The organism is Dactylosporangium sp. McL0621 (genome assembly GCF_049995355.1).
GTDB lineage: Bacteria > Actinomycetota > Actinomycetes > Mycobacteriales > Micromonosporaceae > Dactylosporangium.
Genome location: NZ_CP188259.1, coordinates 4,049,650 through 4,072,105, shown reverse-complemented (window position 1 = coordinate 4,072,105; position 22,456 = coordinate 4,049,650). Strand labels below are relative to the sequence as shown.

The following is a 22,456-nucleotide window of genomic DNA, read 5'->3' as shown; positions in this document are numbered from 1 at the left end:
CAGTCAAACGGCTGCTCGCTGCGAACATGCGGTGGCGACCCGCCAAAGTGTCCACTTCGGACGTAAAGCGATCATTGACGCTGGACGATTGCAGGCCGCCGGATTGATCGCGACGGCTCTATCATTTGCGCCATTTCCGCGACCCGGAACGGGGCTGGGTCGCCGCGCGCTGTTCGGCGCGGCCGGGTCCCGACGCTCCGACCGCACCAGGAGGCAGCAGGATGCACAGCAGGAAACGGCTCGCAACGGCGTTGTCCGTCGCGCTGGCCTTACCCGTGGGCGCGCTGGCGCTCGCCACACCCGCCCAGGCCGCACCGCCGGCCGGTTCCGAGGCCGCCGCCACGGCGCAGGCCAAGTCCACCGGCAAGGCCGTGCCCGTCGAGTCGGCCCGCACCGCCTACACCGACACGCTCGCCAACCCGGACGGCTCCTACACCTTCACCTCGGGCGCGCAGCCCCGGCACGGCTGGAACGGCAAGGCCTGGGCCGACCCCGACGCCACCCTGCACGCCAACAGCGACGGCAGCCTCTCCCCCGCCGCCGCGGCCTCCGGGCTACGCCTGTCCGGCGGCGGCACCGGGCCCCTCGCCGTCTTCGACGACCGCACCGGCCACCTCATGTCCATCACCATGCCGATGACCCTGCCCAAGCCCACCCTCGACGGCGCCACCGCCACCTACACCAACGTCCTCACCGGCGTCGACCTGCGCGTCACCGCCACCGTCCACGGCGGCATCACCGAAGTCCTCGTCGTCCACGACGCCGCCGCGGCGGCCGACCCGGCCCTCGCCGACCTCCGGCTGCACACCAAGCTCACCGGCCTCAAGATGGCCACCGACCACCAGACCGTCGACGCCGTCGACACCACCACCGGCCGGTCCGTCTTCGCCGCACCCCCACCCACCATGTGGGACTCCGCCCGACCGGCCACCCTCCGCGGTCACGCCGACGAGTCCGCCATCACCGGCGACGAACGGCCCGCAACCTCCACCGGACGCGGCCCCGGCAAGGCCGCCCACATCACCGGGATTCCGCTCCGCACCGACGGCGGGTCCATCACTTTGACCCCGCCCGCCGCGGCCCTGCACGGCGCGGACGTCACCTACCCGCTCTACATCGACCCGGCCATCGCCCCGGTCGCCAGCCCCGAGGCCTACGTGCAGTCGTACCACACCTCGACCCCGGCCTATAACCCCGGCGACAACCTCCGCGTCGGCTTCTCCGACTGGAGCGACGGCAGCGGCTGGCTCCCCGGCATCACCCGCAGCTACCTGCACTTCGGTCAGATCTCCGCAATGGCCGGCAAGCAGATCACCGAGGCCCACATCCAGCTCACCCAGACCGGCGCCTCCTGCAGTGGCAGCTACACCCTGAAGGCCGCCACCAGCTCCGACTTCGGCTCGAACCTGACCTGGAGCAACCAGCCCGGCATCGGCGGCAGCCCCACCGACTCGATCACGGTCAGCGGCACCAACGGCGGCTACCAGATCCCGGCCACCAACATCGCGACAAATGCCCGCGACGCCGGCTGGGCGACGGTGAGCGTGGTCCTGTGGATGTCGACCGAGAGCGACCACTGCGCCTACCGCAAGTTCGCGCTGAACCCGTCGCTCGTCATCACCTACTGGTCCACGCCCGACCAGCCGACGGCTCTGAGCGAGACCAACGGCGGCCAGACGTACCCCTGCAACACCACCGCACCCGGCACCCTGATCCCCGCCGCGACCAGCAACCAGATCGTCCTCAACTACAGCATCTCCAGCCCCGACACCGGCGGCGACGCCCTCTACGGCAACGCCTGGGTCGGCGTCGACGGGGGTGCCCGGTCGCCGATCACCACCTCCATCCCGTACTCCGGCGGCAGCTACGCCATCCACGACACCATCACCGTCGCCGACGGCAAGCAGTACTCCTGGAACGCCCAGGCCGACAACACCCACCTGTGGGGCCCGGCCACCGCGGTCTGCTACTTCCAGTACGACGCCACCGCACCCGGCGCACCCGCCGTCAGCAGCGCCGCCTACCCGCCCCAGGGCCCGACGACCGTGACTGCCGGCGGCTCCGGCACGCTCACCCTGACGGCGTCGGACGGCGGCAACAATCCCAGCGGCGTCACCTCCTTCAACTACAACGTCAACGGCACCGGCATCGCCTCCGGCGGCAACGGGCAGCAGGCCATCGCGGCCGCCGGCGGCTCGGCGACGCTGACGGTCCCCCTGTCGGCGCTGCGCTGGGGTACCAACACGGTCTGGGTCCAGACGGTCGACGCGGCCGGCAACGTCTCACAGCCGGTGCACTACGACTTCTACGTCCAGCAGTCGGCGTTCGGCGCCTACACGCCCGGCACCGCCGGCGACCTCAACGGCGACAACAAGCCCGACCTCGTCTCGATCGACGCCGCCGGGAACGTCCGCATCTTCTCCAACCCGGACGTCGTCTCGCCGGACCCGTACGGCAACACCGGGACCGATCCGCTGCAGTACGGCGGCCGCGTGCTGCTGGCCTACAACCAGGACACCCTGTGGCCGGGCGGCACCTTCGCCGGGGCCCTCGTGACGCACGGCGGGTCGTTCAGCGGCAACAACACCGACGACCTGGTCATCGTGCAGAACGGCAACCTCGCCGTCGCCCAGAACGCCGCGGGCAACGGCACCACCTGGACCATGACGACCGACCTCGGCAAGCCGGCCTGCGCCTCGTGCGCGCACTACAACGGGGCCGACTGGTCCTCGGTGACGCAGGCGATCGCGGTGCCGACCACCCCCGGGGCACGCCCGGACCTGCTCACCGTCGAGTTCTACGACGGCGCCACCCGGCTCTGGCTGTACACCCCGGCGAGCGGCGCGATCGGCTTCACCACGCCGACGCTCATCTCGAGCAACTCGGGCACCTGGCAGTGGGACCACATGCAGCTGCTCGGGGCGGGCTTGGTGCCCGGCGTCGGCGGCACCGCGCTCTTCGCCCGGGACATCGGCAACGGCAACATCGTGATGTTCCCGAACGGCACCAGCCCGATCGACGTCAGCCTGGCCGCGGCCGTCGTCTACGCCGGCAAGGGCCTCGACGGCAGCTACCCGCTGGTCGCCACGACCGGGCGGGTCGACCCCAACGGCAACTGGCCGCTCTGGGCGGTGGCTCCCGACGGCACGCTCAACGTCTTCAACGCGCACACCGCCGCCGGCAAGACGACCTGGGCGAGCACCACCGGCCGGCCCATCTCACAGGCCGCCTGGGGATCGCACGAGGTGGCGCTCGGCTCCTCGTACTCCCCGCCGGGCGTCAGTGCAATCAACCCGGACGCCGCGTGGTACTCGACGCTGTTCGGCACCCAGTCGTACAGCGCGCCGGCCCTGGCCACCGCCGCCCTGGCCCCCGGGGTGACCTCGGGCTGCGCGTGGTCGGCCTGCGCGCTCGGCGTGGCCCCGGGCCAGTCCCTGTCCATGCCCAACGGCGACCTCTTCACACTGCGCCCGGTGTCCGTCGGCGCGTTCGACGCCTGGTACACCAAGGGCGCGATCCTGCCCGCGCCCGTGGACAGTAACGGCACGTTCGCCGAGCACATCTCGTTCCTGGGCTCGGCCACGACCGTGGCCGGCGGCACGGGTGTCACCATGAAGGTCACCTACACCAACGGCCATACCCAGAACATCCCCGTCCGCTTCTCCGACTGGACGCTGGGCAACGGCGCCTGGGGCGTGGACCCGGGCAACACGATCGTGGCCACCAGCACCTACCGGGTGGACGCGACCGGCGCCAAGCAGACGCGCAACGTGTACATGTTCGCGACCACGCCGGCGGCGCTGCTCGACAACGGCCAGCCGCTGTCGGCGACGGGGGCCCAGATCGCCTCGATCACCCTGCCCAACGTGTCCGGGGTGGCGGTGTTCGCCATCGCCGTGAACTGACCGCACCCGGCGAAACGGCCCGGCCGGGCTCCGGCCGGGCCGTTTCATCGTGCGCAACCGCCTGACCAGCGGCCGGACCCCGGGCAGCCCCCGCTCGGGCCACGGCGCGAGGGCCGCTACCGTGTTGCGGTGCGCAGCCTGGGACGCGGTCGGTGACCACCTACTACCCGGCGCGTCCGGCGCCGGCCCGGCGCCCGGCGCCCGCACCCCCGCGGGCGGCGGCCGGCGCGGAGCCGAAGCAGCGGCGGTTCCGCCCCGACATCGAGGGGTTACGGGCCGTAGCCGTCCTGCTGGTCGTGGCCGACCACGCCGGTGTCGGGCGGATCACGGGCGGTTACGTCGGCGTCGACGTGTTCTTCGTGATCTCCGGCTTCCTCATCACGCTGCACCTGTTCCGGGAGCTGCAGAAGACCGGGCGCATCCGGTTCGGCGCGTTCTACGGCCGGCGCATGGTCCGGCTGCTGCCCGCCTCCACCGTGGTGGTGCTGACCACCGTCGCGGCGGCCTGGGCGTGGATGTCACCCATTGCGGCGAAAGCCGTCTCGATCGACGCGCTCACCGCCGCCGCGTACGGCATCAACGTCCGGCTGGCGGTGCAGGGCACCGACTACCTCTCCGCCGAACGGGAGCCCTCCCCGCTGCAGCACTTCTGGTCACTCGCGGTCGAGGAGCAGTACTACTTCATCTGGCCCCTCCTGCTCGTCGCCGCGTCGGCGGCCTGGATGCGCCGCGGGCGGCCGAGCCGGCTGTCGGCGGCGCTCGCGCTGACCGGTCTGGCCGCGGTGTCGTTCGGTATCTGTGTGTGGCAGACCGGCCACGCCCAGCCCTGGGCGTACTTCGGCATCCAGGCCCGCGCCTGGGAGCTGGCCGCCGGGGCGCTCGTCGCGCTCGCCGCCGACCGGCTCGAGCGCCTCCCCGCCGCCGTCGGGGCCGTGGCCACCTGGGCCGGGCTCGTCATGATCGTGGCGGCGGCGTTGCGGTACAGCGAGACGACCGTGTTCCCGGGCAAGGCGGCGCTGCTGCCCGTGGCCGGCGCGGCGCTGGTCATCGCCGGGGGCTGCGCGGCACCGGCGTACGGCGCCGGGGTCCTGCTGCGCACGGGCCTGTTCCAGTGGTTCGGCAAGCTGTCGTACAGCTGGTACCTGTGGCACTGGCCGCTGCTGATCCTCGCCCCGCACATCGCCGGGCAGGAGCTCAACGTCTGGGTGCGGGTGGCCGTCGCCGCGGGCGCGCTGATCCCCGCGCGGCTGTCGCTGCTGCTGGTGGAGAACCCGATCCGGTTCCACCCCGTGTTCAAGCGCCGGCCGCGGCGGGGGCTGTTCCTCGGCGTGACGACGACGGCCCTGGCGGTCGGCGCCTCGGTGATCTTCATGGGCCTGCCGATGCGGGTCCAGGGCGAGGGCACCGCGCAGGACACCGCCGCGGTCGTCTCCGACGCGCAGCAGCTCGCCGAGGCCCGCCAGCACCTGCTCGAGCTCATCCGGACCAGCGCGACCGTCGCCGCCATGCCGCAGAACCTCGTCCCGCCCGTGACCGCGGCCGGCAAGGACCTGCCCCAGGCCGACAAGGGCTGCCTGGCCTCCCTCGACGAGTCCGCGACCGCGCCCGCCGTCGCCCTGGGCTGCGACCGCCACGGCGTCCCGAACGCCCAGACCACCGTCGTGCTGTTCGGCGACTCGCACACCGAGCAGTGGTTCGACGCGATGGACGCCGTCGCCAAGAAGAAGCAGTGGCGGCTCGTGGTCCTCGCGAAGAGCGGGTGCACCCCGGCCGCCGCGCTGACGATCAAAATCAACTCCCGGCGGGCGTACACTGAGTGCGCCGACTGGCGCGAGGACGCCTTCGCGTTGATCAAAAAGCTCAAGCCCGCGCTCGTACTCCTGTCGACCCGTACCTACACCGACCCGCCGGTCAACGGCCAGGGCGCGCCGGCCGTCGACAAGGCCCACGCCGACACGGCCTGGGCCCAGGCCACCGTCGCCTCCGCCACGAGGCTCGCCCAGCTCGGCGCCCGCCCGATCATCATGCAGGACACCCCGGACCCGCGCGGCGTGAGCGTGCCGGACTGCGTCGCCCAGCACCCGGCGGCGGTCCAGCAGTGCGCGCTCAAGGTGCCGACCGCCGAGTACGCCGCCCGCAAGACCGCCATCGAGACCGCGGCCCGGCCCGCGGGCGTCGCCGTGCTGGACCCGACCGAGTGGTTCTGCACCGACACGCTGTGCCCGGCGATCATCGGCAACACCCTCGTGTACCGCGACGGCAGCCACGTCACCGACAGCTACGTCAAGCTGCTGACCCCGCTGCTGACCGCCGCCCTGACCGGGTGACGACCGGCCCTCAGGACGTGCGCAGGGCGTCGGTGGGGTTGAGGCGGGCGGCCCTCGTCGCCGGGTAGAGGCCCGCCACCGCCCCGATGACCAGCGCGGCGCCGAGCCCCGCCCACACCCCCGTCGCCGGCAGGAGCGGTTGCCAGCCGCGGTAGGTCGCGACGGCGTACGTGACGACCGCGGCCAGGACGGTGCCCCCCACGCCACCGAGGGCCGACAACAGCAGCGACTCGCCGAGGAACTGCACGGCGATGTGCCCGCGCGCGGCGCCGAGGGCGCGGCGCAGGCCGATCTCGGTGCGCCGTTCGAGGACCGAGATGACCATCACGTTGGCGATGCCGACGCCGCCGACGAGCAGGGCCACGGCGCCCAGGCCGAGCAGCAGGGCGGTGGTCGAGTCGGCGACGAGCAGGCGGGAGGCGAGGGCGTCCGACGGGCGGCTCACCGCGACGCTGCTGGGCTCCATCGGGTTGGCCGCGCGGGCCAGCATCGTGGCGACCTGGGCCGTGCGGGCGGTGTCGGTGCGCACGTACAGGCGGGTCGGGTGGCCGTCGTAGCCGAAGTAGTCCGCGGCGACGGGCAGGCCGATGAGCACGGCGCGGTCGACCTCCGGCGCGAGCTCGAACGGGCGCAGGATGCCGGCCACGGCGAACCAGTGCTCGCCCACCCAGACCCGGGTGCCGGGGTCCACGCGGACGATGCCGAGGGCGGAGGCGGCGTCGTGGCCGAGCACCACCACCGGGTACCGCTGCGTCGCGTCGTTGAGGAAGACCCCGGTGTCGAGGTGCCCGTCGAGCGTGTCGAGCAGCGACGTGTCGGTCGCCCGCACCTCGATGCCTCCCCCGCGGTACGCCGGGATCCGGTCGGTGCGGAAGACCTGGACGCGGGCGATGGCCGCGGTGGCGGTGATCTTCTGCACGCCGGGCGTGCGGGCGACGCCCGCGGGCGCGGTGGGCGGCAGCTTGGCCTCGTCGCCGCCGACGCGGGTGCCGTTGGCCACGGTGAGCAGGTCGGTGCCGAGCCGGTCGATGCGCGAGAGCAGGTCGGCCTGGCTGGAGCGGGTGATGCCGAGCACGCCGGCGATGGCCGCGATGCCGATCGCGATGCCGAGGGTGGACAGGGCGGCGCGCAGGGCGCGGCTGCGGATGCCGATGGTGGCCAGGGGGAGCAGGTCGGCGGCGCGTACCCGGGATCTCATGCGGTCCGTCCGGTGTCGGCGACGACCCGGCCGTCGCGGAGGTCGACCCGGCGCGGGCAGGCGCCGGCGACGGTGGCGTCGTGCGTGATGACGAGCAGGGTGACGCCGTCGGCGTGCAGGTCCTGCAGCAGGGCGAGGATCTGGGCGCCGTTGGCGCTGTCGAGGTTCCCGGTCGGCTCGTCGGCGAGGACGAGCGCCGGGCGGCCCACGATGGCCCTTGCGATGGCCACGCGCTGGCGCTCGCCGCCGGAGAGCTTTCCGGCCGGATGCGCGGCCCGGTGACTCAGGCCGACCCGGTCGAGGGCCTCGGCGGCCGCCCGCCGGCGCTGCCGCGCGGGCACCCCGCGGTACAGCAGGCCGTTGGCGACGTTGTCCACGGAGGACAGCTGGTCGAGCAGGAAGAACTGCTGGAACACCACCCCGAGCGCGTGGGCGCGCAGCCCGGACAGCTGCCGGTCGGTGAGGTCCCCGACCGCGCGGCCGGCCAGCCGGACCGAGCCGGACGTCGGCCGGTCGAGCCCGGCGGCGAGGTTGAGCAGGGTGGTCTTGCCGGAGCCGGAGGGCCCGACGACGGCCACCATCTCGCCGGTACCGACGGTGAGGTCCACCCCGCGCAGCGACTCGACCGGTGGCGTGCCGGGGTAGGTGCGGCCGGCGTTGCTCAGGCACAGCACGGCGTCGTTCACGAGGCCGGCACCTCGACCCGCACGCCCACGGTCAGCCCGTCGCCGGTGACCTCGACGGTGCCCGCGTTCTCGTCGAACAGCCCGGTCTGCACGGTCACGAGCCGCCGCCCGGCGCCGTCCACGACGGCGACCTGGTAGCCGCCCGCGGCCCCGGCGAGCAGCGCCGTCACCGGCACGAGCAGCACGTTGCGCCGCTGCGCCCCGGTGATCGCGACCTGCACGGGCGCCTGGTCGAGCACCGGCGCGCCGGGCGGCAGGGTGACGGTGACGACCATCGGTACCGTCGCCGGCCCGGGCGCCCCGTTGCCCTCGGTGGCCGTCGTGGCCACGGTGCCGACCTCCCGGACGGTGCCGTCCAACGCGGTGTTCAGCCCCGGAACGGTGACCTTGACCGGGTCGCCGGGGTGGACACTGGCCTGCCGGGAGGCGGTGAGCGCGACCCGGACCACGCGCGCGGTCGACGACACCGACAGCACCGGCGCGCCCGGCCCGGCCGTGCCCCCGGGCGCGACGACGGCGTCGCCGACGCGCAGCGCACCGGGGAGGAACACGACCTGGCCGAGCGGCAGCCCGCCGGTGCGCTCGGCCACGGGCAGGCCCCGCGCCTTCTGCCAGCGCCGGATCGCCGTCGCCGTGGCGTCGCCGAAGTGCCGGTCGACGGTGATGCCGTGCTGCGGGTCCAGGCCGAGCTCGACGAGGTTCTGCTCGAGCTGCAGCACGTCGGCGCCGTCGCTCATGCCGAGGGCGAGGTCGCGGTAGGCGGGCGTGGTGCCGTAGAGCAGCACGGCGGGCACGCCGGCGACCGCGTACAGGTCCGCGCCGCGCACGACCGCCGTGCCGGGCGTGGCCACGGCGGTCACCACGCCGCCGGGCAGCTGGTTGACGATGGTGTACGCACCGTCGAAGCCCAGCGTGCCGGCGACCTGGACGCGGGCCGTCACATCGCCCCGGGCCACCGGCGCGGTCGTCGTGTGCAGCTGCGGCGCGGCGACCGGCGCGGCCGAGGGCCTGCGGGTCACCGCCCAGCCGATCAACCCGGCCGCCACCGCGAGCACCGCGGCGACGACCGTCCACGGGCGGCCCTTCACGAGATCGCGATCTTCTTGTCGTACAGGTGCTTGCAGGCGTCGATCGCGGTGAGGACCCGCTCCGACTTGCCCTCCTGCTCCAGCGGCGTGCCGACGAGCGGGAAGGTGCCGTCGGGCTTCGGGTCGGGGAAGCCTTCGATGCCCTGGTCGCGCATGCACTTGGCGAACGCGCGCAGCTTCTCCATGTCCTGCGCGCTCGGCGTCGTGTCCCGGTGGGGATCGCCGAGCGACATCGACTCGTCCATGATCGCCTTGCACTCGGGCTGCTGCTCCATGATGGTGCGGATCTGGTCCTTGAGGTCCGGCACCTCGCCCGGCCAGGCGAGGTTGCCGTCCTGGACCACCGGATCCGGGAAGGCGGGGTACCCGTGGTCCCGGGCGCACTGCGCGAACCGGCGCCCGATGCTCAGCGCCCGCTCCGAGTCGAAGCTCGCACTCGGCGACGCCCCCGGGCCGCCGGAGCCGGAGGAGCAGGCGGACGCGCCGCCGGCCAGCACGGCCAGCAGGGCGATCACCACGAACGGTCGACGTGTCATGCCGCCCAGCTTCGTCGCCGGAACCGTCGTGCGCGTCTGGCCGCCGGCCGACCCCGGCATCTGTCGCTCGACGGATGTCCGGCCCCGCGCACCCACGTACGCTGGGCCGATGCAGCACAGCCCGGAGCGCCGCCGGCTCTTCCTGGACGGGGCGCTCATCGTCGTGCTCGTCGCCGCGACCCTGCTCTGGAGCGACGCCTTCCTGATGTTCAACCAGCGGGACGCCAAGGTGCTCGACACGTTCGGCACGGTGGAGGCCTGGCACGCCCACGTCTTCTGGTGGTGCCTGGCCGGCGTGCCGGCCGCCGTCGCGATCCCGCTGCGGCACTTTCGGCCCCTCACGGCGATGGTCCTGGCGTCCGGCTCGGCCACCGTCCACATGCTCGACGGGTTCATGAAGTCGCCGCCGATGGACGTCGCCGTGCTGGTCGCCATGTACACGCTGGCCGGGTCGCACCACGCCCGCCGGACCGTCGTCGCCGCGCTGGTCGCCGTCGAGGCGGTGCTGTTCGCCGGCGGCTTCTCGAACGAGACCGGGCTGTTCACCGGCAACTACGGCGGGCCGCCGAGCACCTTCGGCGACCGTTCGGCCAAGACCGCGTACGCCATCGTGCACGGCGACGGCCTGCCGCTGCTGCTGCAGGTCATCCGGTCCATCAGCGTGCCCGCCCTGCTGCTCGCCGCGACCTGGGCCGTCGCCGACAGCGCGCGGACCCGCCGGGCCCATCTCGCGACGCTGCAGGCCCGCGCCGACGACCTCGAGCGCGAGCAGCAGCAGCGCACCGCGCTCGCCGTCGCCGCCGAGCGCGGGCGCATCACCCGGGAGCTGCACGACGTCGTCGCGCACGGCCTGTCGGTGATGGTGGTGCAGGCGCAGGGGGCCAAGGCGGTGCTGAACCGCCAGCCGGAGCGCACGGAGGCGGCGCTGGGCAACATCGTCACGACCGGCCGCGCGTCCCTCGCCGAGATGCGCCGGCTGCTCGGGCTGGTGCGCACCGAGCCGCACGCCGACCTGGCCCCCCAGCCGAGCCTCGCCACCCTGCCCGGCCTGGTCGACCGGGTGCGGGACAGCGGCACGCCGGTCGACTTCCGGGTCACCGGGGAGCCGGCGACGCTGCCGGCCGTCGTCGAGCTGGCGGCCTACCGCATCGTCCAGGAGGCGCTGACGAACTCGCTCAAGCACGCGACGCCCGGGGCGCACTGCACGGTCGGGCTCGACTTCGACCACACCGGCGTGACCGTCCGGGTGGCGGACAACGGCGCGGCGGTACCGTCACCCGTGCCCGGCAACGGCCTGCGCGGCATCACCGAACGGGTCCATGCCCTCGGCGGCGACCTGCGGGCCGGCCCCGCGGACGGCGGCGGGTTCGAGGTGCGGGCCCGGCTCCCGGTCACCGCCGTTCCCGCGGAGCTCGTCGCGTGATCCGCGTCGTGATCGCCGACGACCAGATGCTGGTCCGGGCCGGCTTTCACATGATTCTCGACGGTACCGACGACATGGCGGTCGTGGGCGAGGCCGCCGACGGCCTGCAGGTGCTGACCGTCGTCGCCGGCACCCGCCCGGACGTGGTCCTCATGGACGTGCGGATGCCCGGCATCGACGGCATCGAGGCGACCCGCCGCATCCGGGCGGGCCTCGAGCCGGACGAGCCGCCCCACGTGATCATCCTGACGACGTTCGACCTCGACGAGTACGTCTACGCGGGGCTGCGCGCGGGCGCGGCCGGCTTCCTGCTCAAGGACACCCTCGACGGCGAGCTGCTGCAGGCCGTGCGGGCGGTCGCGGGCGGGCACAACGTCGCCGCGCCGACCGTCACCCGCCGCCTCGTCCAGCACTTCGTCGCCACCGGCCCGCGGATCGTCGACACCGCGCCGCTGGCCACGCTGACCGCCCGCGAGCGCGACGTCCTCGAGCGCATCGCCGAGGGCCTGTCGAACCAGGAGATCGGCGACCGGCTGGCCATCTCCGAGGGCACCGTCAAGACCCACGTCAGCCGCATCCTGGCCAAGCTCGGCCTGCGCGACCGCATCCACGCCGTCATCTACGCCCACCAGAGCGGCCTGGTGTAGCCGCTCAGGACGCGGCGAGGGCCTCCGTGGGCGACAGGCGTGCGGCCCGCAGCGCCGGGTAGAGCCCGGCCAGGCCGCCGACCAGCAGCGTGGCCGCGACCGCGCCCGCGGTGGCCCACGGCGGCACGACCGCCGGCCAGCGCTGGTAGGCCGCGTACCCGGCGGTGACGGCGACGCCGAGCAGCACGCCGCCGCAGCCGCCGAGCGCCGACAGCAGCAGCGACTCGGCGAGGAACTGCAGCCGGATGTGGCCGCGGGTGGCGCCGAGGGCCCGGCGCAGGCCGATCTCCGACCGGCGCTCCAGCACCGAGATCACCATCGTGTTCGCCACCCCGACCCCGCCGACCAGCAGCGCCACTGCGCCCAGACCGAGCAGCAGGGCGTTGAGGGTCTCGTCGGCGGCGCGGCGGGCGGCCAGCACGTCGGACGGCTTGGAGACCGCGACGGTGCCCGGCGCCTGGGGGTTGGCGGTGGCGGCCAGGACGGCGCGGACGGCCTCGACCCGGCTCTCCTCGCTGCGGGTGTACACCGTGGTCGCGTGCCCGTCGAAGCCCAGCGCCGCGGTGGCGACGTCCCAGCCGACCAGGACGGCGGTGTCCAGCTCGGGGGCGAGCGCGACCGGCGCGAGGACGCCGATCACCGTGAACCGCCCGGCGCCGACGAGGATCTCGGTCTGCGGGCCGGGCCGGCCGACGCCGAGCCGGTCGGCCGCGGTCGCGCCGAGCACGGCCGCCGGGTAGCGGCCGGTGGCCGCGTTCAGCCAGGTGCCGGCGCGGACGGTGGCGCCGACCGTCCGCGGCAGGCCCAGCCGGGCGGCCAGCACGACCAGGCCGTTGGTCTCGGCCTTCGGGATGCGGTCGGAGCGGTACACGTGGGCGCCGTCGACCGCGCCGGTGGCCGCGACGGCCGTGACCGGGCCGATCCGGCCGATCATCGGCTCGGCCTCGGCCGGCAGGGTCGCGCGCTGCCCGTCGATGGTGTGGCCGGGCGCGACGGTGAGCAGGTTGGTGCCGAGGGCGGCCAGGCGCTGGTCGAGCTGCGCCTGCGAGGAGGACGAGATGCCGACCACGGCGACCATCGCGGCGATGCCGATGGCGATGCCGAGCGCGGAGAGCAGCGCCCGGGCCGGGCGGGCCCGCAGCCCGGCGCCGCCGGCCCGCAGGAGGTCACCGGGCGCCAGGCGGGACGGCGACGGGCGCGTCACGCCGGCATCCCCACCGTCAGGCCCTCGCGCACCCCGTCGCCGCTGATCTCGACCCGGCCGCCGGCGAACAGGCCGGTCTGCACCCGGACGTAGTGCGTGCCGGCGCCGTCGACGACCTCGACCCCGTAACCGCCCTCGGCGAGGGCGAGCAGCGCGGCGACCGGCACGGTGAGCACGTTCTCGCGCCGGTCGGCGGTGAACACGACGGTGACCACGGCGGCGTCGATGCCGTTCGCCGCCGCCGGGTCGGCCAGCGCCACGAGCGCCTCGATCCGGGTCCGCGGCGCCGCGGCGGCGCCCGGCGGCTGCTCGACGACGGTCGAGACGCGCTCGACCCGGCCCGGTACCGACCGCCCGTCGGGCAGCCGCACCCCGACGGCGACGCCGGTGCGGGCCAGCCGCTGTTCGGACACGTCGAGCAGAACGGTCACGCGGCGGCCGGTCCCGGTGTACTGCAAGATCTCGTCGCCGCCGCCGGTGGAGCGGTTCACGCCCACGGTGACCGCGTCGATGCGGATCTCGCCCGGCGCGAACAGCACCCGGCCCAGCTCGACCGCCCCGGTCGGGGGCAGGCCCAGGTCGTGCTGCCAGCGCCGCACGGCGGTGGCGGTGCTCGCGGAGTACGTGGTGTCGACGGTGAAGCCCGCGTAGCCGAGGGCCGTGAGGTTCTCCTCGAGCTGCCGCACGTCGGGGCCGGTGACCCCACGGGCCAGCGTCCGGTACGCGGTGATGTCGCCGTAGAGCAGGACGACGGGCGTGTCGTCGACCCGGTACACCGCCTGCCCGCGGGTGACGACGTCGCCGGCGAGCGGCACTTTCGTGACGATGCCGTCGATCCGGCCCGCGAGCGTCGTCCGGGCGCCGTAGCCGAGCTCGCCGGGCTGCTCGTCGGTGTCGAGCATGGTCTGCCGGGTCACCTCGGCGGTCGCCGGCGGCCGGGCCGCGGGGCCCGGGTCGGGGCCGCCGCCGCGGAACCCGAACCCGCCCGCGGCCACGGCGGCCGCGCCGGCCGTCAGCACGCCCAGGCCCCACAGCGCGGCGGTGGCGCCGCGCGGGCGGCGGCTCACCGGGACGGGGCGGGCGACTGGCCGCCGTGGCGCATGCAGGCCGCCGCCGCCTCGTCGTACTGCGGATCGCGCAGCACCGACTCGGGAACGTTGTGCTCGAGGTTCGGCTCCGGGTCCGGGAACTCCTCCACGCCGTGGGCCCGCATGCAGCGCGCCTCCTCCCGCGCCGCGCCGACCTTCAGGGCCAGGTCGTCGGCGCTCATCCCGACCTCGAAGGGCTTGCACGCCTCGGTCGCCCGGGCCAGCACGTCGGCGTCGATCGCACTCTTGTCGTAGCCGCCGCCGATGCGGACGCCGCCGGCCGCGTTGACCACCGGGTCGGCCTCCGGGACCCCGTGCTCGCGCATGCACCGCGCGTGCCGCAGGCCCTGCTCCTGGGCGCTCAGCGACGCGGTCGCCGCCGGCGTCGCCCCACCGCCCGCGCTCGCCACGTCCTTGCCGTCGTCCGCCTTCGTGCACGCGGCCGCGGCGGCCAGCAGCAGTGGCAACAGGACGGCGATCCGCCCACCCCTCGTCATGCGCTCCAGTGCAGCGCAACGGCCGCAACGGTACCGTTGCGGCGCCTGTAACGCTGGTGTAACCCCCGATCGCGCAGAATGGCCGGGTTGTGGAGGGTGCGTCGTGCGAGTGCTACTCATCGAGGACGAGCCGCTGCTGGCCGAGCAGGTCGCCGACGGGCTGCGCGACCAGGGCATGGCGGTCGACGTCGCCGCCGACGGGCTGGACGGGCTGCACAAGGCGGTGACCAACCCGTACGACGTCGTCGTGCTGGACCGCGACCTGCCGCGGCTGCACGGCGACCAGGTGTGCACCGCGCTGGCGGCCGCCGACGGCACCGCGCGCGTCCTCATGCTCACCGCGGCCGGCGAGGCGGCGGACCGCGTCGCCGGGCTGACCCTCGGCGCCGACGACTACCTGCCCAAGCCGTTCGTCTTCGCCGAGCTGGTGCTGCGCATCCGGGCGCTGGCAAGGCGGGCCACCAACGCGCCGCGGGTGCTGCGCCGCGCCGGGCTCACCTTCGACACCGCCCGGCGCGCCGTCACCCGCGACGGCCGCACGGTCCCGCTGACCACCAAGGAGCTGGCGGTGCTGGAGATCCTGATGAGCGCCGACGGCGCCGTGGTCAGCTCGGAGGCGCTGCTGGACCGGGCCTGGGACGAGCACGCGGACCCGTTCACGGCCACCGTGCGGGTCACCGTGGCCCGTCTGCGGCGCAAGCTCGGCGACCCGCCGCTCATCGCGACGGTCGTGGGATCGGGGTACCGGCTGTGAGACACCCGTCGATCCGGCTGCGCCTGACCGTGGTCTACGCGATCGTGCTCGTGGTCACCTCCGCGGCCCTGCTGGCGCTCAACTACTGGCTGCTGTACCACACGCTGTACAACAACATCCACGACCCGACGGCGGCGCAGCTGGCGCAGATGCGCGGCGCCGCGCCCGACGCCGGCTCCGACCTGGACGTGAAGCTGCGCAGCGTCGACATCGACGCGGCCCGGATCGCCGCCCTGCGCCGTCAGACCCTGCTCGGTACCGCCGGCGCGTCCGCGATCGGGCTGCTCGTCACCGCGGTCGCCGGCCTCGCGATCTCCTGGATCGTCGCCGGGCGCCTGCTGCGGCCGCTGCGCACGCTCACCGCGACGACGCGGCGGATCTCCCAGGACCGGCTGCACGAGCGGATCGCGCTCACCGGCCGCCAGGACGAGCTCAAGGAGCTGGCCGACACGTTCGACGAGATGGTCGGGCGGCTGGAGGCGGCCTTCGCCAGCCAGCGCCGGTTCGTCGCCGACGCCGCGCACGACCTGCGCACCCCGCTGGCGATCGTGCGCAGCGGGATGGAGGTCCAGCTGGCGAAGCGGCGGAGCACGCCCGAGCAGTGGCGGGCCACGGCGGACCGGGTCCTCACCGCGACCGCCCGCGCCGAGCGGATGCTCGACGGCCTGCTCGCGCTGGCCCGCAGCGACAGCGGCGTCATCGCCACCGAGCCGTACGACCTGGCCACGGCGGCGGCCGCGGCGGTCAGCGGCGCCGACGAGGAGGCCGACCGGGCCGGGCTCGCCGTGACCTGCGACCTGCGCCCCGCCCCGGTCGCCGGGGACCCCGTGCTGCTGGACCGGCTGGTCGGCAACCTGGTCGACAACGCCGTCCGGCACAACCACGACGGCGGCTGGGTCGAGGTCGTCACCGGTCGGGGCGACGGGCGGGCGGTCGTCAGCGTCCGCAACAGCGGCCCGGAAATCCCGCCCGCCGCGGTCGACCGGCTGTTCGAGCCGTTCCAGCGGCTGGTCTCCGGCCGCGCCGCGGGCGCCTCGTCGACCGGCCTGGGCCTGGCGATCGTCCGCTCCATCGTGCACGCCCACGCCGGCACGATCACCGCGACGCCGAACGCGGACGGCGGCCTCACGGTCGCCGTCACGCTGCCGGTCTACGGGTACACGTAGGCGTAGAACCGCTGGTCGCGGACGCTATCGCTCCCCCGGGAATGATCTCGGCCCGGCCGTGGTTGAGCCCTTTGTCGGTGTGCTTGTGTCCCCGGGCCGCAACTACAAATGCCGTCGTGGACTACCGTTCGGCTGGAGCCACGTCGCGCCACTCGCCGCGAGGCGACCACACACCGGCACCCTGGAGACCCGGCGCCATGACGGCGCCGGGTTTCTGGGGCTGAGGGTCCGCCTCGGCCAGGCGCGCCGACGGCAAACCGAGCGCACGCGGGCTCTCCATCGCACTCCTCAGCCGCCCGGTGGGGCACCGGACGGCGCGGTCGGTGCCGTGGTGACGTAGCGGCCGGTCGGCTCCAGGTCCGCGCACAAGCGGCGGGGGAAGCTCGGCGCCGCGCGCAGCACGGCGTCGCAACCGCCGGTGGTCGTCTGGGCGACGACGGTCCAGCCGGCCGGCTCGTTGTGCAGGAAGTACCGTCGCACGGCCGTGTCGACCGTGCAGCCGGGGCGGGGCTCGGCACCGCACGCCGCCGGGTCGTCGGGCACCGTCATGACGAGCCAGGTGCCGTCGCAGGCCTCGACGCTGCCCTGCGAGTGACGCGACACGTCCAGGCCGCGGACGGCCGCGCGCGTCCACACCGGGTCGCAGCGGTCCGCCGGCGGGTCACAACCCAGATCTTCCGAGCAGCGGGTGTACGCCCCGTCGCGCAGCGCCCACGCCTGCTCGTTGAGGGTCAGCGGGCGGTGGCCGATCGGCTCCTTCGCGGTGATCGTGACCCGGACGGGCGTGAAGGTGGGGCAGGCACCGAAGGTGGCCGACTCCGCGGAGTCCTGCACGATGCTGGCGAAGATGACGCCGTTCTCCTCCTGCTGGTTCGTCACCCGCACGTCGCGTGAGCAGCCCTCGCGGCCGGCGAGCGCCCTGACCTCGACGGTGACCGTGCTGTCGCCGGGGCCGGGGGTCACGCCGCTCACCTCGGCCTGGTACGTGGTCCAGGTGGCGGACGCGCTCGGGCCGGGCGGAGGCGTCGCCGGCCCGGGCGCGGCGCACGCACCGAGCAGGACCGGCATGAAGAGCAGGGCGGCGATGCGGCGCATGTCCCCATTCTGCGGGATCAGCCGATGACGACCTGCCCCTCGGCGTCGACCGCGGCCGGGTACACGGTCAGGCTCGGCTGGCCCGTCGTCGAGCAGCCCGTCGTCAGGTCGAAGGCGTGCTGGTGCAGCGGGCACACCACCTGCCGCAGGTCGGTCAGGCCGTCGGCGAGGGGGCCGCCCGCGTGCGGGCACACCGCAGACACCGCGCGCACCGTCCCGTCACGCAGGCGGAAGACCGCGACGACCGCGCCGTCGACGTCGTAGGCGCGACCCTCCCCCACCGGGATGTCGGCCAGCGGGCCGAGGACGGTCACGGCTGCGCCACCGACTGGAACTGGCCCGGCGTCGCGGCCGCGCGCCGTTCCAGCCACGGGTCGCGGTACGCCGCCACGGAGGCGGACATCGCCTCGTCGAGGCGGGCCGCCCAGCCCATCGCGTCCTCGACCACGACCGCGCGAATGTGGTCGATGCCCAGCCGCGGGACCCAGGAGTACGTGCGCTCCAGCCAGTTCGCGGACTCCCGGTAGTACTGGATGAAACGCCCGGTCAGCGTGAGCACCTCGGCGGCCGTGGACACGGTGGTGAGCAGGTCGCCCTTGCGCACGTGCGCGCCGGCCGCGCCGCCGACGTACAGCTCCCAGCGGCCGCCCTCGATGGCCACCACGCCGAGGTCCTTCACGTAGGCCTCGGCGCAGTTGCGCGGGCAGCCCGTGACCGCGAGCTTCAGCTTGCCCGGGGCCTCGATCCCCTGGTACCGCTCCTCGATCGCGATCCCGAGGGCGGTCGAGTCACCCAGGCCGAAGCGGCAGAACTCGGCGCCGACGCAGGTCTTGACGGTGCGGAAGGACTTGCCGTACGCCCAGCCGGAGGGCATGTCGAGGTCCTCCCACATCGCCGGGAGGTCCTCCTTGCGCACGCCCAGCAGGTCGATGCGCTGCCCGCCGGTGAGCTTCACCATCGGCACCTCGTACTTCTCCGCGACCTCGGCGATGCGCCGCAGCTGGGCCGGGGTGGTGACGCCGCCCTTGAGCTGCGGTACGACCGAGAAGGTGCCGTCGCGCTGGATGTTGGCGTGCACGCGGTCGTTGATGAACCGCGCGTCGCGCTCGTCGACGTAGTCGGCGCCCCACATCATGCGCAGCAGCGAGGCGAGCCCCATCTTGCTCTTGGCGTCCTCGGCCCCGCCGGGCGCGAGCGCCGCGAACACCGCCGACACCGAGCGCAGGCCCTGAGCCCGGATCGCCGTCATCAGGGCGTCCTTGTCCAGCGGTACCCCCGGCACGTACCACGACGCCGAGGGGTCCTCGGCGACCGCGCCGCCCGCGGCCCACTCGACGATCTGCGCCACGAGGGACTTGCAGGAGCCGCAGCCCTTGCCGGCGCGGGTGGTCTCCATCGCCGCGCCCACGGTGGGGAACTTCGGCTCGGCCAGCATCTTCTTCGTGACGCCGTTGCAGTTGCAGACCTGCACGTCGTCGGCGAGCTCGGCCACGGCCGCGGCGTCGTCGGGCGCGCTCAGGTCGAACAGCAGCTCGGCGCGCTCGGGCGGCAGGGGCGAGCCCTCGTGGTACGCCTGCGTCAGGAAGGCGACGCGGCGCACGTCGCCGACGAGGGTGGCGCCGACGAGCCGGCCGTCACGGATCACGACGCTCTTGTAGACGCCGCGGCCCGGCTCGGCGAAGACCAGCGTCTCGTCGTCGTCGCGCTCGCCCTCGCGCAGGCCCATCGAGGCCACGTCCACGCCGGCGACCTTGAGCTTGGTGGCGGTACGGGTGCCGTGGTACTCGGCGGACGGGTCGGCCCCGGTGATCTGGTCGGCGAGCACCCGGGCCTGCTCCCATAGCGGCGCGACGAGCCCGTAGGTCTCGCCGCGGTGCTGCACGCACTCGCCGACGGCGTAGATGTCGGGCTCGTCGAGGGCCTGCAGGTGGTCGTCGACGACGATGCCGCGCTCGACCACGAGCCCGCTGGCCGCGGCGAGCTCGGCGTCGGGGCGGATGCCGGCCGCGATGACCACGACGTCGCAGGGCAGGTCGCGGCCGTCGCGCAGCCTGACCCCGGTGACGGCGGTGCGCCCGAGGATCTCGGTGGTGCGGGCGCCGGTGATGACCTCGATGCCGAGCGCCTCGATGCTGCGCCGCAGGATCGCCCCGCCCTGCGCGTCGAGCTGGGCGTGCATGAGGTGGCCGCCGGAGTGCACGAGCGTCACGTGCGGCAGGTGCGCCTGCAGGCCGCGGGCCGCCTCGAGGCCGAGCAGCCCGCCGCCGATGACGACGGCCCGCTCGTGCTGGCGCGCGTAGCGGACCATGGCGCGGGTGTCGTCGAGCGTGCGGAACGCGAAGACGCCCTGGTGGTAGCCGCGGCTCGGGTGCCGGATGCCGGGGATGGCGGGCACGTGGGCGCTGCTGCCGGTGGCGATGATGAGCTTGTCGTACGCGCGCTCGGTGCCGTCCTCGGCGTGCACGACCCGGGCGAAGCGGTCGATGCGGGTGACGCGGACGCCGGCGCGCAGCTCGATGCCGTGCTCGCGGTACCACTCCAGGTCGTTGAGGAAGATGCCGGACTCGTCCTCGGCGCCGCTGAGCACGTTGGACAGCAGGATGCGGTTGTAGTTGCCGTACGGCTCCGCCCCGAACATCGTGATGTCGAACTGCTCCGCGCCGCCGCGCTTGAGGATCTCCTCGACGGTCCGCGCGCCGGCCATCCCGTTGCCGACCACGACCAGCCTCGACCTGGTCATGCGCCCTCCGCTTCGCTCCGGACCGGTCATGCGATCTCCACCAGCCCGAGGTCGACGACGACGGTCGCGCTGACCCCGGCGGGAGCGGCGGCGTGCAGCTCGATGCTCGTGCCGGGCTCGAGGTCCTCCACGACCCGCAGGGCCACGTGGGTGCCGTCCTTCGCGCCGACCGGGAAGTACCGCATCGGCTGCCCGTCCCGCACGAGCACGAGGCACACGAGCTCGGCGGCGGAGTTGCCGGCGCGAAGGTACACCGGCTGCATGGTGACCCCGTCGGGCACCACGTAACTGAGCGCCGCGTCGAGCAGTGCCGGCGCGTCCAGTCCCTTGCCCTCGAAGCGGTAGACGCCTTGCAGGAAGCGTGGAGTGCTGCGCATGCCGCCATGGTGGCCACGCGGTGTTGCCAGGCCGTCGCCCGCTTGTTACCGCCGCCTGCCCGGTCTGCTCACAACGGCGGATCCGCCGCGGAGAGGTCCGCCGGTGTGCTGTGCTGGTGGAGTGCGGGACCGTCGGGTGGGTCGGCTTCGACCGTGACGTTCGCACGCACCGGCCGACGCTGCGCGCCATGACGGCCACCATCACGGGCGCCACGGAGGACGCCTCGACCAGCCGGGCCATGCCGGTCAGGGTCACCGCCGTCTCGGCGCCGGCACGCTCGAAGCAGCCGGTCAGGGCCAGGGCGCCGAGGAGCAGCACCGCCGCCCCCTTCGTACGATTCACCGCTCGTCTCCCTCCGGTCGGGGGCCTTCCACGACCGACGTTACGGGATAAAACGGGCAAATGCTTGGGAAACGGGAAACGATAGAGTGTTGACCATGAGTGTCCGGTCCTTCATCGCAGCGGCCGAGCGTGACGTCGACGCGCTACACAGCCTGGTGTTCCGGCGCGGCGGCGAGGTGGTGGCCGAGGGCGCCTGGCACCCGTACACGCTGGACCGGCCCCACCGCCTGTTCTCCCTCAGCAAGAGCTTCACGAGCACCGCGGCCGGGTTCGCGGTCGCCGAGGGCCTGCTGTCGGTCGACGACCCCGTGGCCGCCCACTGCGACGGCCGGGGCGACCCGCGCCTGCTCGTGCGGCACCTGCTGTCGATGACGACCGGGCACGTGATCGAGCCCCAGCTCGCCGGCCGGGACTGGCTCACGTCGTTCCTCGACACGCCGGTCGAGAAGGAACCCGGCACGCACTGGCTGTACAACACCCCCGCCACCTACACCCTGGGCGCCATCGTGCAGCGGCTCACCGGGCAGCGGCTGGTCGACTACCTGCGGCCGCGGCTGTTCGACCCGCTCGGCTTCGGGCCCGTCACGTGGGAGCAGTGCCCCGAGGGCCGCGACGTCGCCGGCTGGGGCATGTTCGCACGGACGCACGAGATCGCGCGGTTCGGCCAGCTGTACCTGCACGACCCCGACGGCATCCTGCCGCCCGGCTGGGCCGCCGAGGCGACCCGCACGCAGGCCGACAACGACGACGGCGGCGGCGACCTGCCGGACTGGAACCAGGGCTACGGGTTCCAGTTCTGGCGCTGCCGGCACAACGCGTTCCGCGGCGACGGCGCCTTCGGGCAGTTCTGCGTCGTGATCCCCGATCGGGACGTGGTGCTGGCGATGACCGCGGGCACCACCGACATGCAGCGCGTGCTCGACCTGGCCTGGGAGCATCTCCTCGACGACCTGGCGCCGGACCCGGACGCGACCGCGAGGCTGGTGCTGCCGGCCGTCCCCGGTGGACCGTCGGCCGTGGAGGGACGGTTCGTCGTCGCCGCGCCGCGCCAGGCCCACCCGAGCGACTGGCGGCCCAGCCACGAGCGGGTGCCGACGATCCGCGCGGTGACGCTCGCCCCGGGCCGGGTCGTGTTCGAGGACGCGGCCGGCACCCAGGAGCACCCGTACGAGCCCGGCGCCTGGGTGCCCAACGGCGCCACCGCCGCGACCGGCGCCTGGGAGGGCAACGTCTTCACGCTGCGGGTGGCCTATGTGGACGGACCGTTCATCCGGACGTACCGCTGCGAAGCCGACGGCGACGAGCTCGTCATCCACCCGAGCGACAACGTCTCCTTCGGCCCGACCGGCTATCCGGCGGTGCGCGCCACCCGGGCCTGAGCG

Annotated in this window: 18 protein-coding genes; 7 read left to right on the top strand and 11 right to left on the bottom strand. The window is 74.1% G+C overall.

The features are described 5' to 3' along the window. Nucleotides 1–221: 221 nt before the first annotated feature. Both ACPPVO_RS19295 and ACPPVO_RS19290 read left to right on the top strand, forming a co-directional pair. On the top strand, nt 222–3,905 hold the full coding sequence (locus ACPPVO_RS19295) for a DUF7594 domain-containing protein (protein WP_426512583.1): 3,684 nt from the start codon (nt 222–224) through the stop codon (nt 3,903–3,905). Nucleotides 3,906–4,057: 152 nt separating this feature from the next. Then, the gene (locus ACPPVO_RS19290; RefSeq protein WP_426512582.1) at nt 4,058–6,232 is read left to right on the top strand and encodes an acyltransferase family protein; all 2,175 of its coding nucleotides are present in this window, start codon (nt 4,058–4,060) and stop codon (nt 6,230–6,232) included. A 10-nt stretch (nt 6,233–6,242) separates the two neighbouring features. On the opposite strand, the gene ACPPVO_RS19285 is transcribed toward ACPPVO_RS19290, so the two are convergent. Genes ACPPVO_RS19285 through ACPPVO_RS19270 form a run of 4 tightly spaced genes read right to left on the bottom strand, consistent with a single transcriptional unit; the run spans nt 6,243 to nt 9,740 of the window. Further along, nucleotides 6,243–7,430: an ABC transporter permease gene (locus tag ACPPVO_RS19285; protein WP_426512581.1), complete on the bottom strand. Its 1,188-nt coding sequence runs from the start codon at nt 7,428–7,430 to the stop codon at nt 6,243–6,245. Next, nucleotides 7,427–8,116: an ABC transporter ATP-binding protein gene (locus ACPPVO_RS19280; RefSeq protein ID WP_426512580.1), complete on the bottom strand. Its 690-nt coding sequence runs from the start codon at nt 8,114–8,116 to the stop codon at nt 7,427–7,429. The genes ACPPVO_RS19285 and ACPPVO_RS19280 overlap by 4 nt, the downstream gene beginning before the upstream one ends. Further along, a complete protein-coding gene (locus ACPPVO_RS19275) occupies nt 8,113–9,204 on the bottom strand; it encodes a peptidoglycan-binding protein (protein WP_426512579.1) in 1,092 nt (363 codons plus the stop codon). Before ACPPVO_RS19275 ends, ACPPVO_RS19280 begins: the two co-directional genes overlap by 4 nt. Next, nucleotides 9,201–9,740 (bottom strand): hypothetical protein, encoded by a 540-nt coding sequence (locus ACPPVO_RS19270; RefSeq protein ID WP_426512578.1) that lies wholly within the window; start codon nt 9,738–9,740, stop codon nt 9,201–9,203. The genes ACPPVO_RS19275 and ACPPVO_RS19270 overlap by 4 nt, the downstream gene beginning before the upstream one ends. Nucleotides 9,741–9,849: 109 nt before the next feature. Between ACPPVO_RS19270 and ACPPVO_RS19265 the strand changes: the two genes are divergently transcribed. Next, nucleotides 9,850–11,163 (top strand): sensor histidine kinase, encoded by a 1,314-nt coding sequence (locus tag ACPPVO_RS19265; protein ID WP_426512577.1) that lies wholly within the window; start codon nt 9,850–9,852, stop codon nt 11,161–11,163. Continuing rightward, nucleotides 11,160–11,810: a response regulator gene (locus tag ACPPVO_RS19260; RefSeq protein WP_426512576.1), complete on the top strand. Its 651-nt coding sequence runs from the start codon at nt 11,160–11,162 to the stop codon at nt 11,808–11,810. The genes ACPPVO_RS19265 and ACPPVO_RS19260 overlap by 4 nt, the downstream gene beginning before the upstream one ends. Before the next feature lie 4 nt (nt 11,811–11,814). Here the strand turns inward: ACPPVO_RS19260 and ACPPVO_RS19255 are convergent, their stop codons facing one another. From ACPPVO_RS19255 to ACPPVO_RS19245, 3 genes are read right to left on the bottom strand one after another with little or no spacing between them, the layout of a single operon-like run. Then, the gene (locus ACPPVO_RS19255) at nt 11,815–13,014 is read right to left on the bottom strand and encodes an ABC transporter permease (protein ID WP_426512575.1); all 1,200 of its coding nucleotides are present in this window, start codon (nt 13,012–13,014) and stop codon (nt 11,815–11,817) included. Further along, complete coding sequence (locus ACPPVO_RS19250; RefSeq protein ID WP_426512574.1) at nt 13,011–14,081, bottom strand: peptidoglycan-binding protein; 1,071 nt, start codon at nt 14,079–14,081, stop codon at nt 13,011–13,013. Before ACPPVO_RS19250 ends, ACPPVO_RS19255 begins: the two co-directional genes overlap by 4 nt. Next, complete coding sequence (locus ACPPVO_RS19245) at nt 14,078–14,599, bottom strand: hypothetical protein (RefSeq protein WP_426512573.1); 522 nt, start codon at nt 14,597–14,599, stop codon at nt 14,078–14,080. Before ACPPVO_RS19245 ends, ACPPVO_RS19250 begins: the two co-directional genes overlap by 4 nt. A gap of 103 nt (nt 14,600–14,702) precedes the next feature. On the opposite strand from ACPPVO_RS19245, the gene ACPPVO_RS19240 reads away from it, so the two are divergent. Both ACPPVO_RS19240 and ACPPVO_RS19235 read left to right on the top strand, forming a co-directional pair. Beyond that, nucleotides 14,703–15,353 carry a response regulator transcription factor gene (locus ACPPVO_RS19240; protein ID WP_426512572.1) on the top strand — a complete coding sequence of 217 codons (651 nt, stop codon included), beginning with the start codon at nt 14,703–14,705 and terminating at the stop codon, nt 15,351–15,353. Further along, entirely contained in the window at nt 15,350–16,519 is a 1,170-nt protein-coding gene (locus ACPPVO_RS19235) for a sensor histidine kinase (protein ID WP_426512571.1), read from the top strand. Before ACPPVO_RS19240 ends, ACPPVO_RS19235 begins: the two co-directional genes overlap by 4 nt. A gap of 288 nt (nt 16,520–16,807) precedes the next feature. Here ACPPVO_RS19235 and ACPPVO_RS19230 read toward each other — a convergent pair whose 3' ends face one another. From ACPPVO_RS19230 to ACPPVO_RS19215, 4 genes are read right to left on the bottom strand one after another with little or no spacing between them, the layout of a single operon-like run. After that, complete coding sequence (locus ACPPVO_RS19230) at nt 16,808–17,614, bottom strand: hypothetical protein (protein WP_426512570.1); 807 nt, start codon at nt 17,612–17,614, stop codon at nt 16,808–16,810. A gap of 17 nt (nt 17,615–17,631) precedes the next feature. Next, nucleotides 17,632–17,928, bottom strand: a complete 297-nt coding sequence (locus ACPPVO_RS19225; RefSeq protein ID WP_426512569.1) for a Rieske (2Fe-2S) protein — start codon at nt 17,926–17,928, stop codon at nt 17,632–17,634. Continuing rightward, nucleotides 17,925–20,354 carry a nitrite reductase large subunit NirB gene (gene nirB, locus ACPPVO_RS19220; RefSeq protein ID WP_426512568.1) on the bottom strand — a complete coding sequence of 810 codons (2,430 nt, stop codon included), beginning with the start codon at nt 20,352–20,354 and terminating at the stop codon, nt 17,925–17,927. Before nirB ends, ACPPVO_RS19225 begins: the two co-directional genes overlap by 4 nt. Before the next feature lie 26 nt (nt 20,355–20,380). Continuing rightward, nucleotides 20,381–20,731 (bottom strand): molybdopterin oxidoreductase, encoded by a 351-nt coding sequence (locus ACPPVO_RS19215; RefSeq protein ID WP_426512567.1) that lies wholly within the window; start codon nt 20,729–20,731, stop codon nt 20,381–20,383. A gap of 438 nt (nt 20,732–21,169) precedes the next feature. On the opposite strand from ACPPVO_RS19215, the gene ACPPVO_RS19210 reads away from it, so the two are divergent. Next, entirely contained in the window at nt 21,170–22,453 is a 1,284-nt protein-coding gene (locus tag ACPPVO_RS19210; RefSeq protein ID WP_426512566.1) for a serine hydrolase domain-containing protein, read from the top strand. Nucleotides 22,454–22,456 lie beyond the last annotated feature (3 nt).

Bases quoted from the DNA above. Each gene is read 5' to 3' on its own strand.
- ACPPVO_RS19295 (WP_426512583.1), top strand. From the start codon at position 222: ATGCACAGCAGGAAACGGCTCGCAACGGCGTTGTCCGTCGCGCTGGCC.
- ACPPVO_RS19285 (WP_426512581.1), bottom strand. From the start codon at position 7,430: ATGAGATCCCGGGTACGCGCCGCCGACCTGCTCCCCCTGGCCACCATC.
- ACPPVO_RS19270 (WP_426512578.1), bottom strand. From the start codon at position 9,740: ATGACACGTCGACCGTTCGTGGTGATCGCCCTGCTGGCCGTGCTGGCC.
- ACPPVO_RS19265 (WP_426512577.1), top strand. From the start codon at position 9,850: ATGCAGCACAGCCCGGAGCGCCGCCGGCTCTTCCTGGACGGGGCGCTC.
- ACPPVO_RS19245 (WP_426512573.1), bottom strand. From the start codon at position 14,599: ATGACGAGGGGTGGGCGGATCGCCGTCCTGTTGCCACTGCTGCTGGCC.
- ACPPVO_RS19230 (WP_426512570.1), bottom strand. From the start codon at position 17,614: ATGCGCCGCATCGCCGCCCTGCTCTTCATGCCGGTCCTGCTCGGTGCG.
- nirB (WP_426512568.1), bottom strand. From the start codon at position 20,354: ATGACCAGGTCGAGGCTGGTCGTGGTCGGCAACGGGATGGCCGGCGCG.
- ACPPVO_RS19215 (WP_426512567.1), bottom strand. From the start codon at position 20,731: ATGCGCAGCACTCCACGCTTCCTGCAAGGCGTCTACCGCTTCGAGGGC.
- ACPPVO_RS19210 (WP_426512566.1), top strand. From the start codon at position 21,170: ATGAGTGTCCGGTCCTTCATCGCAGCGGCCGAGCGTGACGTCGACGCG.